Here is a 12,084-nt window from a genome sequence, read left to right on the forward strand (position 1 = left end):
GAACCCGTGGCACAGAGCCTGAGGCAGCTAGAGGTCTTCCCCATCACCACCCGCACCCTGGACGTCCTGCGCGTGACGGACGTGACGCCCGGGATGCGCCGGGTCACCCTGGGCGGCCCCGAACTGGCCGCCCACACCGCGGCGAACGGCTACCCGGTGGCGGCGTTCCGCTCGGACGGGTTCGACGACGAGTTCAAGGTCCTGCTCCCCCACCCCGACGCCGAGACGGTCGTCGGACCGACCCAGGCCGACGGGCTGCTGCACTGGCCCCGCGACGACGCCCACCTGGTGTCCCGCACGTACACCGTGCGGCGCTGGGACCCCGTCGCCGGTGAACTGGACGTCGACTTCGTCAACCACGGCGTCGGACCGGCTTCGACCTGGGCCTCCCGGGTGCGGCCCGGTGAACGGGTGCAGATCGCCGGACCCAAGTCCTCCTCGCTGCACCCCGAGGGGGCCGACTGGACGTTGGTGGCGGGTGACGAGACCGCGCTGCCGGCGATCGGCCGCTGGCTGGAGCAGTGGCCGACCGGCGCCCGCGGTCAGGTGTTCATCGAGGTCGGCCACCCCGACCACCGGCAGGACCTCCCCCTCCCGGACGGGGTGACGGTGACCTGGCTCAGCCGCGACGGCGCCGAACCGGGCACGACCACCCTGCTGTTCGACGCCGTCCGGCAGGCCCCGTGGTGGGACGGGACGGTGTTCGCCTGGGTCGCCGGCGAATCGCTCACCCTCACCCCGATCAGACGGTGGCTGAGGAACGAGAAGGCACTGGCCAAGGAGCAGGTCGACGTCACCGGCTACTGGCGCCGCCGGCAGGTCACCGTCGACGACCCCGGCTCCGTGCAGCCCGGCGCCTCACCGGTGGACGCCGAAGGGGGCGGGAACGAGGCGCAGCGGTTCCACGAACTCACCGAGGTGCTCCCCGCGTTCGCCGCCCGGACCGCGGTGACCGTCGGGCTGGCGACCGCGTTCGGCGAACGAGCGCGCACCGTCGCCGAACTGGCCGCGGCCACCGGCACCGACCCGGTCGGGCTCGGCAAACTGGTGCGCTTCCTGGCCTCCGTCGACCTGACCGAACGGCTCGACGACGGCCGCTACCGGCTCACCGACCTGGGGCGCGCACTGGAGGACGAACACGTCATCGACGCCCTGGACCTCGACGGACTGCCCGCCCGGCGTGAACTCGGCGGCGCCCTGTCGCTGCTGTCCGCGGTGCGCACCGGGCGGGGCGACCACGCCCGCTGGTTCGGCGCCGACTACGCCCGGCACGTCCAGGACGACCCCGCGCTGCTCGCCGCCCGCACCGCGCACGAGGCACGGGAAGCCGTGTACGTCGCGGGCGCCCTCGCCGCCGCCTCCGCGTTCGCCGGGCTGTCCACGGTGACCGTCTCGGGTCCGGCCCCCGGCAGCTTCGCCGCCGCCCTGGTCAAGGTCCACCCCGCGCTGCGGGCCACGGTGGTCGCCGCCCCCTCGGAGATCGATGCCTTCCGTCGGGCGTACCCGGCGCACGAGCGCATCGCGTACGAGGCGGGCAGCCTGTTCGGCGCCCGCCCGGTGCCCACCGACGCGGTGCTGCTGGCCGATGCGCTGCGCTCCCTCACCGACGTCGACGCGGTCCACGTACTGCGCCAGGCGGCGGCCGGGCTGCACCCGGGCGGCCGGGTCCTGGTGTTCGGCGACGTGCTCGACCCGGCGGTGGCGGACGAGCACGACTACGAGGACGACCTGATCGACTTCGCGCTGCACGGCGGCGGTGCACGGGACCGCGAGGGGCACCGTGCCCTGTTCGACGCCGCGGGCCTGCGCCTGGTGGAGCGCACCACGATCGGCTGGGGCTACACCCTCCACGCCCTCGGCCCGCGGGACTGATCCGGCGGTCCGCCCGGGACGGTCGCCCGCACGGCCGGACGGGGACCCGGGCAGCCGGCTGCCGGGGGCGCGGACCGTGCCGGGTCAGTAGGCGACGCTGATGCGGGCCCTGGGGTGCTCGGCCTTCTCGATCTCGTCGACGAAGGCGGCGGCGAAGTCCTCCGCGCTGATGTGGCTGTTGCCCTCGGCGTCCGTGAGGAGGCCGTCGCCGCCGACGCGGAAGTCACCCGTCCGCTCGCCGGGGGCGATGAGCGCGGCGGGCGACACGGAGGTCCACTCCAGGTCCTCGACCGTGCGCAGGCCGTCCAGCAGCGCACTGTGGGCGCCGGCCTCGGGCCGGTACGCGACGGGGAAGTCGGGAGTGTCCTTCAGCGCGGTGTCCCCGGCCACCCGGAGCGACCCCGCTCCGCCGACGATCACCACCCGGGTGACCCCTCCGGAGCGCACCCCGTCGAGGAAGGCGTCGTACAGCGCGGTGAACGGCGCGCGCGGATCGGAGCCGTCGCGGAGCGGGACCAGTGCGGAGGCCACCGCGTCGGCCCCCCTGACCAGGCCGGCGACCGTCCCGGCCGAGCCGGCGTCCGCAGCGACGGCGTTCAGCTGCGGGTCGTCGAGCGGGGCCCGCCCGGAACGGGACACGGCGACGACCCGGTGTCCCCGGCGGACGGCCTCGGCGGCTATCCGGCTTCCGATCATGCCGGTGGCACCGAACAGAACGATCTTCATGACGAGCTCCTCCAGATTCCGGTCCTCGACCGCCCGGGCCCGAGCCGGCACCCGGTCGGCCTTGGCTTCGGCCCGCCGTTTTCCGTCATCACGTTCGAGCGGATCGAGCCGATGTCTCCACGCTAGGCCCGCCAGCTGGGACCTTCTGGGTACGCTGGGGACTCATGATGGCCAAAAACCGACAGGACGGCACAGCCGACATTGCGGAGGTGTCCTTCGCCGCGCCCGCCGGGACGCCCCCCGGCATCGAGGTCCTGTCCCTGGCCGAGCTGCGCGCCCGCGCCGGTCCGGACCGTTTCACGGCGCCGCAACGCGTCGGCTTCCACCATCTGCTCACCGTCGCCTCGGGCACCCTGCGGCACACCGTCGACTTCGCCGCGCACACCCTGCGCCGCGGGTCCTGGCTGTGGGTGCGCCCGGGTCAGGTCCAGCAGTGGGGTGACCTCACCGCCGCCGAAGGCACCCTCGTCCTCTTCCAGCAGGACTTCCTGGACGGGGCCACCGCGGTCGGTGCCCGGCTGGACGACGTCCACGGCCCCGCCGTCCGCACCCCCGACGCCGCGGACGCACCGGCCCTGGACCTGGCGGTGGCCCACCTCGACCAGGAGTTCCGTGCCTTCGGGCACCTGCCGCTGGCGGCGCACACGGCGACGCTGCGCCATCTCCTGGCCGTCCTCGTGCTGCGGCTGTCCCACCTCGCCGGAGCCGACGACGCCCCCTCCCCCGGACCCGACGAGACCCATCTGCGGTTCCGGAACGCGGTCGAGGAGCACTTCGCGCGCACCCGGCGGGTGGCGGACTACGCGGGCCTGCTCGGCTACTCGCCCCGCACCCTGTCCCGGGCCGCCCTCGCCGCCACCGGAACCGGCGCCAAGGAGTTCATCGACCGTCGGGTCGTCCTGGAGGCCAAGCGCCTCCTCGCCCACAGCGACGACCCCGCGTCCCGCATCGCCGACCGGTTGGGCTTCCCCAGCCCCACGCACTTCAGCAAGTTCTTCCACCACCGCACCGGGCGGACCCCGGGCGACTTCCGGGCCGCCGTCCGCAGCGGTGGGACCCGGGGGTCGGCGTCTCAGCGGTAGTAGACGGCGGTCCGCTTCCCGTCGACCTCGTGGACCTGCACGGGAGTGTCGAACACCTCGGTCAGCACCTCGGCCCGCATCATCGCGTCCACGGTGTCGGAGGCCGCGATCCGACCGTCGCGCAGGGCGATGATCCGATCGGAGTAGGTGGCGGCGAAGTTGATGTCGTGCACGATCAGGACCACGGTCTTGCCGAGCTCGTCCGCCGCGCGCCGCAACTGGCTCATCATCCGCACGGAGTGCTTCATGTCGAGGTTGTTGAGCGGCTCGTCGAGCAGCACGTACCGGGTGTCCTGGGCCAGCACCATCGCCACGTAGGCACGCTGGCGCTGGCCGCCGGAGAGCTGGTCGAGGTAGCGGTGCTGGAGGTCGCCGAGGTGCAGGAAGTCCAAGGCGTCGTCCACCTGGGCGACGCACTCGGGGGTCAGCCGGCCGCGGCTGTGCGGGAAGCGTCCGAAGGAGACCAGTTCCCGTACCGTCACCCGGGCGGTGAAGTGGTTCTCCTGGCGGAGGATGGACAGGGTCCGGGCCACGTCCTGCGACTTGGCGCGGTGCACGTCGAGGCCGTCGACGGTCACCGTGCCCGAGGTCGGCTCGGCGAGCCGGCCGATGATGGTCAGCAGGGTGGACTTGCCGGCCCCGTTGGGGCCGACCAGCGAGGTGATGCCGCCCGCCGGGATCTGCCCGGAGACCGGACCGAGCACGGTGTCGTCACCGTACGTCTTGCGGATGTCGGTGAACTCGATCACAGGGTGCCCTTCCTGAGCAGGTGGACGAGGAAGATCGCCCCGCCGAGGAACTCGATGACGACGGTGAGCATGCCGGAGGCGTAGAAGACGTGTTCCATGATGAACTGCCCGCCCGCCAGGGTGATCAGCCCGATCAGGAACGCCATCGGCAGCACGATGACGTGCCGGTGGGTGCCCGACATCTGGTAGGCGAGCATCGCCGTGACGAAGCCGAAGAAGGTCATGGGCCCCGCGAGCGCGGTCGACATCGCGACCAGCAGGGAGATCAACAGCAGCATCAACGAGAGCTCACGCTTGTGCGCGATGCCGAGGTTCGTGGCGGCGTCCCGACCCAGCAGCAGGGTGTCGAGCCGGTAGCGGCGCTGCCAGACGACGGCGCCGACGATCAGGCACACGCCGCCCGCCAGGGGCAGGTACTCCGCCTCGGCGCTGCTGAGCCGGCCGAACAACCGCGCCGACAGCACGTCGTACTCGGCGGGTGACAGCAGCCGTTGGAGGAAGTCCGACAGGCTCCGGAAGGCGAGCCCCAGCACCACGCCGACCAGCAGCAGGACGTGGATGCTGCCCTTGCGTCCGTTGAACAGCCAGCCGAACAGCAGCATCGTGAAGCCGACCATCAACAGGGTCTGGGTGATCAGCTTCGGCATGCCGTCCGTCGCGGCGAGCACGCTTCCCCCGAAGACCGACACCAGCAGGGTCTGCATCAGGATGTAGACGGCGTCGAAGCCCATGATCGAGGGGGTGAGGATGCGGTTGTGGGTGATGGTCTGGAACACCACCGTGCCCACCGCCTGCGCGAACGCGACCACCGCCATCGTGCCCAGCATGGTCAGGCGCCGCTCGAAGGCGAAGTCGAAGGACCCCTTGATGAAGAGGAAGAGGAAGCAGAACACCGCGACAGCGGCGAGCACGCCCGCGATGGCCAGCCGGGCCGCGGCGGGCAGCTTCGGCCGGGCGGGCGGGGCGGGCTTCGCCGGGTGACGGTCGCCGGCGGCGCCCAGCGGGGGCGCGGTCCGTGCGGGACTCTCAGACATGGACCTTCCCTCGCTGACGCAGGATCATCGCGACGAAGACGACCGCACCGACGGCCCCGAGCACCACCGTCGCCGGGATCTCCAGGGGGAAGACGACGACCCGCCCGACGAGATCGCAGGCGATCATCAGGGCGACGCTGCTGAGCACCACCCACGGCAGGTTGCTGCGGACGTCGTCGCCGCGTGCCATGGAGACCAGGTTCGGCACGATCAGCCCCAGGAAGGGGATGAACCCGACGACGACCGTGGTCACGCCGGTGGCGAGGGCGACCATGACGAGCCCGATGAACATGATGCGCCGGTAGGGCAGGCCCAGGCTGGTGGCGGTGTCCCGGCCGAGTCCGGCGATGGTGAAGCGGTCGGCCGCCAGGTACAGGCCGACGACGATGGCGCCGACCACCCACAACGGCTCGTAGGTGCCGCGCACCACCGAGCTGAATCCGCCCGAGCGCCAGGTGGCGAGCATCTGGAGCAGATTGGTGGACGAGGCGATGTACAGCGTCACCGCGCTCACCAGGGCACCCAGCATGATGCCGACGATCGGCACGATGACCTGCGATTTGAGCGCGATCCGGCCGAGGACGAACAAGAAGACGACCGCACCGACGAAGGCGAAGGCACTGGCGGCGCCCATCTTCACCATCGGTGACGCGGCCGGCACGGTGATCGTGAGCAGCAGGACGCCCAGGGCCGCCCATTCGCTGGTGCCCGTGGTCGTGGGCTCGACGAAACGATTCTGCACAAGCATCTGCATGATCACGCCGGAGACCGCCATCGCGGCGGCGGCGAGTACCAGGGCGAGCGTGCGCGGGACCCGGGAGATCAGGAACATCCGCCGGGCTTCGGGGTCGGTGAACAGGGCGCGCAGGTCGATGTCGTACCCGCCGATGAACAGCGAGGCCGTGATCAGGGCGAGCACGCAGAGCGTGGCCAGGAGCAGGGGAAGTCGGCGCATGGGGCTTCCGGGATGAATGGTCCGGGGGAAGGGGACGACGCGGCCCCGGGGGAGGCCGGGGCCGCGTCGAGGTGGAGTGTCAGCCGGCCGCGTTGAACGCGGTCGCCACCATGTCGAACGCCTCGGTGTACGCCTGGGCGCCCTCGGTCACGTAGAAGTCGCTCGCCAGGTAGACGACCTGGTCCTGCTTGCGGAAGGTGGTCTTGTCCCACGCCTCCATGCCGTCCACGACCTTCTTCGCGGCGACGGCCTCGGAGCCGTCCTCGGTGCCCACGGCCGCGTCCCGGTCCAGCATGATGACCCAGTCGGGGTTCAGCTTGGCGACCGTCTCGGGGGCGAGCCCGGAGTCGTTGTGCACGGAGGTGCTGTCCTCGCCCTCGGCGCTGATCACGTTCTTGAGGTTCAGCGGCTCGGCGAGGCGGCCGATGCGGCTGGCACCGTTGTCGATCTTGCCGGCGCTGGCGACCGCGAGGAACACGGTCTCGCCCTTGGTGGCGTCGGCGGCCGACTTCTCGGCCTTGTTCAGGGCCGCGACGATCTCCTTGGCCTTGGCCTCCTGGCCGAAGATCTTGCCGAGGGTCTCGGTCTGGGTCTTCAGCGAGGCGACGTAGCCGCCCTTCGCCTCGTCGGACGGGGCGATGTCCACCGTCTTGGCGATCTTGGACAGCTTGTCGTGGTGGTCGGTGAACCGGTAGCCGCCGATGATCAGGTTCGGCTCGGCGGCGTTCAGCTCCTCGAACTTGGGCTCGCGGTGGGTGCCCACGTCCTTGATAGAAGAATCGTTTTTCCAGTCCTCGAAGCCCTCGTTCGGCAGCAGCGCCTTCGGCACCGCGACGGGCTTCACACCGAACGCCTTGAGCGTCGCGAACGAGGTGTTGTCGAGCGCGGCGACCTTGGTGGGCTTCAGGGGAACCTTCAGCTCGCCCTTCGCGGTCGTGACGGTGACGTCACCCTCGCTCTTGCCCGAGTCGGAGCCCCCGCCGGACTCTCCACAGGCGCTCAGCACCACACCTGCACACAGGACCGCACTGGTCACCACGATGGACTGGCGGAAACGCATGGAACGCACGACGAACGACTCCCAGGACCACATAGGCAGCCGCACCGCCCGGCGGTGCGGCTGCGAAGATTCAAAACTTCACTTAGCCTAACCTAACCTCATCCCCCTTCTCCCCCACCTCCCCCCTAAGGCGCACCACGACCAGCTACGTCCCCATAAAGAGCGGGAAATCGGGTGAAGGCGACCCGACTCCGAGGTGGTGGCGATCTCGACTCGCCGGGCCTCGGCTCAGACGGGTTCGGGCAGCGGACCGAGGTGCCTGCCGACGCGCTCGCGCAGCAGGAGGTAGTCGTCCCAGCGGCGGGGCAGCGGGCCCGGCGGACGGACGATGACGCGGGGGACGGTGATGGTCTGGCCGTTGCGGAACTGCTCGCGCGTCAGGTCGAGTTCCACCCCGCTGGGCAGCCGGTTCCACCAGTGGTGGCCGCGCGGGGTGCCCTCTTCGAGGGCGACCTCGCCGCAGAGGAGGTCACCGCCGAAGACGTCGTTGACGATCAGGGACGTGATGTCGCAGTGGCCGCAGGCCGGATTCTCCGGCTGCCAGTCGGCCAGGTCGTCGGGCGAGCAGGTGTCGGCGGCCCAACTCTCGCGCAGGGCCCGGTCGAGGTCGAGCAGGGTCAACGGGTTCATGCCGCCACGGTCGCAGCCGCCACTGACACCGGCACGGGCGTCGACCGCCGCGCCGGGACGCCGGCTTCGGGTCACGGCTCCGGTGCTCGGGTGCTGCGGCGTCCCGGTGTCCTCGTTCGCGACCTCAGCCGGTCGGGGCGGCCAGTCGGTCGAGGCGGGTGCGGTGGGCCGGGGACAGCACGAGCCGTTCCGCGGCGAGGTTCTCCTCCAGGTGGGCGATCTTCGAGGTGCCCGGGATCGGGAGGACGACCGGGGAGCGGCCGAGCAGCCAGGCCAGTGCCACCTGGGTGGGCGTGGCGTCGAGTTCGGCCGCCACCGCGGCGACCTCGGCGTGCTTCCCGGAGTCGCCCCAGGCGACCGTGCGCCAGGGCAGGAACGCGATGCCCGCCGCCTCGCAGGCGGTGAGCACGGGCTCGTGCGCGCGGTCGAGCAGGTTGTAGCGGTTCTGCACGCTCGCGATGTCGACGACCTCCCGCGCCCCGTCGAGCTCGGCGACCGTCACCTCGGACAGCCCGATGCGGCCGACCTTGCCCTCGGTCCGTAGCTCGCGCAGGGTGCCGACCTGCTCGGCGAGCGGTGTATCCGGGTCGATGCGGTGCAGTTGGAGCAGTTCGATCCGTTCGACGCGCAGTCGGCGCAGCGCCTGCTCGACCTGCCCGCGCAGGACGGCGGGGCGTCCGTCGTACTTCCAGTCCCCGCCGGGCCCGGTCCGGGCGATACCGATCTTGGTGGTGAGGAGCAGTCCGTCCGGGTACGGGTGCAGGGCCTCGGCCAACAGTTCCTCGTTGGCCCCTTCGCCGTACAGGTGCGCGGTGTCGATCAGGGTGACGCCGAGTTCGACGGCCCTGCGGGCGACGGCGAGCGAGGCGTCCCGGTCCGGGCCCGGCTCCGTCGACAGGTGCATGGCCCCGAACCCGAGGCGTCGCACGTCCAGGTCCCCGCCGATGCGATACGTGGTGGATGTCATGTGCCGCGTTGGTCCTTTCGGTCAAGAGCCCACGCTATCAACGGAGTTGACGGGAACGGGTGCGGGTGAGTGCGGATCGGGTCCCGTGGACTCCGGCGCCGATTGCGGACACAACCTGTCCGCAACTGCCTCTAGCGTGAGCGCCACGACCTAAGGAGATCCTCATGACCCTCTTCGTCTCCGGCGCCACCGGCCATGTCGGCCGACCCCTGGTGGAACGGCTGCTCACCGCCGGCCACCGGGTCCGCGCCCTGACCCGTGACCCCCGGCGGGCGAACCTCCCGGACGGCGCGGAGGTGGCGGCCGGGAACCTGTCCGTCACGGCCGCGCTGCCCGCGCTCTTCGCCGGGGTGGCGGCGGCCCACCTGATCAGTTTCGGGGACGACTACGCCCCGTTGGACAACGGGCCGCGGATCGTGGACGCCGCGGTGCGGGCCGGTGTGCGCCGGGTGACCGTCCTCAAGGGCGGCACGGAGAAGACGGAGCTGGACGCGGCCGTCGAGGCCAGCGGCATGGAGTACACGTACCTCGCGCCGGTGGAGTTCATGTCGAACGCCCTGGAGTGGGGCGAGTCGGTGCGGACGGAGGGCGTCGTCCGCGAGGGGTTCCCGGACGTCGCGAGTTCGCTGGTGCACGAGGCGGACATCGCTGCGGTGGCGGCCACGGCCCTGACCACCGGGGGACACAGCGGGAAGGAGTACTGGCTGACCGGCCCCGAGGCGTTGACGGCACCGGAGAAGGTGCGGGTGATCTCCGAGGTGCTGGGGCGCGAGGTCCGGTACGTCGAGTTGAGCCGGGACGAGATCGTCACCGGCTGGCGCGCACAGGGGTTCTCCGAGGAGGACGTCGAGTTCTTCGTGACGATGCGGACCCGGCCGCCGGCGGCCGGTCGCACCGTGCTGCCCACCGTGGAGGAGGTCACCGGAAAGCCGGCCCGCACCTTCGCCGAGTGGGTCCGGGAGAACCGGGCCGCCTTCGGCGGTTGACGACGAGCCCCCGCACCGCCGCGGCGCACCCGATCAGGGGTGGACCTGAAGCAACTTGCGCAGCAGGAAGGACAGTTGCTCGCGCTCCTCGGGAACGAGCGCCTGGAAGGTGCCGTCCAGGAATCCGGGAAGGGCGCCTTCGGCGCGGGCCAGCACCTCGCGCCCCGGGTCGGTGAGGGTGACGGCGTAGGCGCGACGGTCCTCGGCGTCCCGCTCGCGCCGTACGTGGCCGGCCTGCTCCAGGGCGTCGCAGAGGCCGACCATGACGCTGCGGTCGATGCGCAGTTCGTCGCTGAGGACGCGCTGTGAACAGGGGCCGACCTCCGCGAGCATCTTGAGCACCAGGTGGTGCCCGACGCCGAGGCCGAGTTCGTCCGTCCGGGCGTCGGCGGCCCGGGCCACCGCTGCGGAGGCCCGGCACAGCGCGATGTCCAACCGCTGGGCGGCGAGCCTCGGGAAATAGGCGACCTGTGCGCGGTCCGCGGTCCTGGACGCCATGCGGCCCCTCCTCCTGTGCTCCTCGTTCGCGGCGACCCTATCAGGAACCGTCTGCCCACAGATCGTTTGCACACCACCCGTCATCTTCGTATGATCGCCAATCATCTTCCCGCAGATGATTGGCGATCAGATGGAGGTCGACCATGAACGGACCCGGCGGCAACGAGCGGGCGGTCCTGGCGCTGCTCTGTACCGCGGTGTTCCTGGACGCCATGGACCTGTCGCTGATGGGGGTGGCCCTGCCCGCCGTGGGACGGGACCTGTCCCTGTCCGAGGGGACGCTGCAATGGCTCGTGTCCGGGTACGCGGTCACCTACGGCGGCTTCCTGCTGCTGGGCGGCCGGGTGGCGGACCTCCTGGGCCGTCGCCGGGTGTTCCTGCTGTCCCTGGCGGTCTTCGCGGGCGCGAGCCTGGTCGGGGGGCTCCTCTCCGAGGGGTGGTCACTGGTCGTCACGCGGGTGGTCAAGGGGCTGGCCGCCGCGCTGACCGCCCCCGCAGCCCTGTCCCTGATCACCACCACGTTCACCGAGGGCGCCGGGCGCAACCGCGCGCTGGGCGTCTACGCGTTGGCCGGCGCCACCGGGTACAGCGGCGGGCTCGTGGCCTCCGGACTGCTGACCGAGGTCAGTTGGCGGCTGGTGTTCTTCGTCCCGGTGCCGATCGCCCTGCTGGTCCTGCTCCTCGCACCGAGGGTGCTGCCGAAGGACGGACCGCTGCCCGCCGAGGCCCGACGCTTCGACGTGGCGGGGGCGGCCACCGTCACCGCCGGAGTGCTGCTCCTGGTGTACGCGCTGACCGAGACCAGTGGCGGGGCGGGCGTGCTCGCCGCCCTGTTCCTGATCGCCTTCGTGGCGGTCGAGCACCGGCAGCGACTCCCCCTGGTCCCGTTGCGGGTGTTCCGGTCGCGCACCCTGGCCACCGCCAACCTGGCCGCGGTGGCCTGGGCCTGCGCAACGATCGGCTGGCAGTTCGCCGCCGTCCTGCACCTGCAACAAGTGCAGGGCTACGGAGCCCTGTCGACCGGTCTGGGCATCGTCCCGATGGGGCTGGCCATCGTGGTGACCGCCCGCTTCGCCGGACGACCGATCGACCGTTGGGGACTCGGACGGACGGCGGCGGTGGGGATGCTGGTGCAGGCCGCCGGCATCCTGCTCTTCCTCCGGGCGGACGCCGCGGCCGACTACGCCTCCGTGCTCCTCCCGGCGCTGCTGGTGCACGGGGTGGGCAACGGGCTCTCCTTCCCCAGCCTCAACATCGCGGCCGTCGGCGCCCTGCCCGACGGACAACAGGGCCTGGCGTCCGGGTTGATCACCTCGTCCGTCCAGATCGGCGCCGGCATCGGGGTCGCCGTGCTGGCCTCGTTGCTCGCCACGGGCGGTCCGGGCCCCGACGGCTACCGGCTCGCCTTCCTCGTCGCCGGCGGCTTCTCCCTGCTCGGAGCGGCAGTGGCGCACTTCGGCCTGCGGGCCCGCACCACTCCCACCGGGGCCCGGGCCGCCGGCTGACCGACGCCACCACCCGCGCC

The 12,084-nt window shown here is 71.6% G+C and carries 12 protein-coding genes; 4 read left to right on the forward strand and 8 right to left on the reverse strand.

Annotated features, from left to right (window positions below):
- Nucleotides 1-6: 6 nt before the first annotated feature.
- Nucleotides 7-1,872, forward strand: a complete 1,866-nt coding sequence (locus ACFYOU_RS21495) for an SIP domain-containing protein (protein ID WP_391307604.1) — start codon at nucleotides 7-9, stop codon at nucleotides 1,870-1,872.
- A gap of 84 nt (nucleotides 1,873-1,956) precedes the next feature.
- Here the strand turns inward: ACFYOU_RS21495 and ACFYOU_RS21500 are convergent, their stop codons facing one another.
- Nucleotides 1,957-2,598: an NAD(P)H-binding protein gene (locus tag ACFYOU_RS21500; RefSeq protein ID WP_391307606.1), complete on the reverse strand. Its 642-nt coding sequence runs from the start codon at nucleotides 2,596-2,598 to the stop codon at nucleotides 1,957-1,959.
- A 164-nt stretch (nucleotides 2,599-2,762) separates the two neighbouring features.
- On the opposite strand from ACFYOU_RS21500, the gene ACFYOU_RS21505 reads away from it, so the two are divergent.
- Entirely contained in the window at nucleotides 2,763-3,680 is a 918-nt protein-coding gene (locus ACFYOU_RS21505; RefSeq protein ID WP_391307608.1) for a helix-turn-helix domain-containing protein, read from the forward strand.
- Here ACFYOU_RS21505 and ACFYOU_RS21510 read toward each other — a convergent pair.
- The 6 genes from ACFYOU_RS21510 to ACFYOU_RS21535 form a co-directional block, all read right to left on the reverse strand.
- Nucleotides 3,671-4,429 (reverse strand): ABC transporter ATP-binding protein, encoded by a 759-nt coding sequence (locus tag ACFYOU_RS21510; RefSeq protein ID WP_385493273.1) that lies wholly within the window; start codon nucleotides 4,427-4,429, stop codon nucleotides 3,671-3,673. The genes ACFYOU_RS21505 and ACFYOU_RS21510 overlap by 10 nt on opposite strands.
- Nucleotides 4,426-5,463, reverse strand: a complete 1,038-nt coding sequence (locus tag ACFYOU_RS21515; protein ID WP_391307610.1) for an iron chelate uptake ABC transporter family permease subunit — start codon at nucleotides 5,461-5,463, stop codon at nucleotides 4,426-4,428. Before ACFYOU_RS21515 ends, ACFYOU_RS21510 begins: the two co-directional genes overlap by 4 nt.
- Complete coding sequence (locus tag ACFYOU_RS21520) at nucleotides 5,456-6,418, reverse strand: iron chelate uptake ABC transporter family permease subunit (protein ID WP_391307612.1); 963 nt, start codon at nucleotides 6,416-6,418, stop codon at nucleotides 5,456-5,458. The genes ACFYOU_RS21515 and ACFYOU_RS21520 overlap by 8 nt, the downstream gene beginning before the upstream one ends.
- A gap of 79 nt (nucleotides 6,419-6,497) precedes the next feature.
- On the reverse strand, nucleotides 6,498-7,478 hold the full coding sequence (locus tag ACFYOU_RS21525; protein ID WP_391307666.1) for an ABC transporter substrate-binding protein: 981 nt from the start codon (nucleotides 7,476-7,478) through the stop codon (nucleotides 6,498-6,500).
- Nucleotides 7,479-7,706: 228 nt separating this feature from the next.
- Entirely contained in the window at nucleotides 7,707-8,108 is a 402-nt protein-coding gene (locus ACFYOU_RS21530; protein ID WP_391307614.1) for a hypothetical protein, read from the reverse strand.
- A 124-nt stretch (nucleotides 8,109-8,232) separates the two neighbouring features.
- Entirely contained in the window at nucleotides 8,233-9,075 is an 843-nt protein-coding gene (locus ACFYOU_RS21535) for an aldo/keto reductase (RefSeq protein WP_391307616.1), read from the reverse strand.
- 164 nt (nucleotides 9,076-9,239) lie between these two features.
- On the opposite strand from ACFYOU_RS21535, the gene ACFYOU_RS21540 reads away from it, so the two are divergent.
- A complete protein-coding gene (locus ACFYOU_RS21540; RefSeq protein WP_391307618.1) occupies nucleotides 9,240-10,061 on the forward strand; it encodes an NmrA family NAD(P)-binding protein in 822 nt (273 codons plus the stop codon).
- 33 nt (nucleotides 10,062-10,094) lie between these two features.
- On the opposite strand, the gene ACFYOU_RS21545 is transcribed toward ACFYOU_RS21540, so the two are convergent.
- Nucleotides 10,095-10,559 carry a MarR family transcriptional regulator gene (locus ACFYOU_RS21545; RefSeq protein WP_391307620.1) on the reverse strand — a complete coding sequence of 155 codons (465 nt, stop codon included), beginning with the start codon at nucleotides 10,557-10,559 and terminating at the stop codon, nucleotides 10,095-10,097.
- Between the two features lie 143 nt (nucleotides 10,560-10,702).
- On the opposite strand from ACFYOU_RS21545, the gene ACFYOU_RS21550 reads away from it, so the two are divergent.
- Entirely contained in the window at nucleotides 10,703-12,064 is a 1,362-nt protein-coding gene (locus ACFYOU_RS21550) for an MFS transporter (RefSeq protein ID WP_391307622.1), read from the forward strand.
- Nucleotides 12,065-12,084 lie beyond the last annotated feature (20 nt).

Source organism: Streptomyces sp. NPDC005955, from assembly GCF_042871255.1.
Taxonomy (GTDB): domain Bacteria; phylum Actinomycetota; class Actinomycetes; order Streptomycetales; family Streptomycetaceae; genus Streptomyces.

Coding starts and splice junctions, on each gene's coding strand:
- ACFYOU_RS21540 (WP_391307618.1), top strand. CDS start 9,240: ATGACCCTCTTCGTCTCCGGCGCCACCGGCCATGTCGGCCGACCCCTG.
- ACFYOU_RS21550 (WP_391307622.1), top strand. CDS start 10,703: ATGAACGGACCCGGCGGCAACGAGCGGGCGGTCCTGGCGCTGCTCTGT.
- ACFYOU_RS21530 (WP_391307614.1), bottom strand. CDS start 8,108: ATGAACCCGTTGACCCTGCTCGACCTCGACCGGGCCCTGCGCGAGAGT.
- ACFYOU_RS21500 (WP_391307606.1), bottom strand. CDS start 2,598: ATGAAGATCGTTCTGTTCGGTGCCACCGGCATGATCGGAAGCCGGATA.
- ACFYOU_RS21535 (WP_391307616.1), bottom strand. CDS start 9,075: ATGACATCCACCACGTATCGCATCGGCGGGGACCTGGACGTGCGACGC.
- ACFYOU_RS21515 (WP_391307610.1), bottom strand. CDS start 5,463: ATGTCTGAGAGTCCCGCACGGACCGCGCCCCCGCTGGGCGCCGCCGGC.
- ACFYOU_RS21525 (WP_391307666.1), bottom strand. CDS start 7,478: ATGCGTTTCCGCCAGTCCATCGTGGTGACCAGTGCGGTCCTGTGTGCA.
- ACFYOU_RS21505 (WP_391307608.1), top strand. CDS start 2,763: ATGATGGCCAAAAACCGACAGGACGGCACAGCCGACATTGCGGAGGTG.
- ACFYOU_RS21520 (WP_391307612.1), bottom strand. CDS start 6,418: ATGCGCCGACTTCCCCTGCTCCTGGCCACGCTCTGCGTGCTCGCCCTG.
- ACFYOU_RS21545 (WP_391307620.1), bottom strand. CDS start 10,559: ATGGCGTCCAGGACCGCGGACCGCGCACAGGTCGCCTATTTCCCGAGG.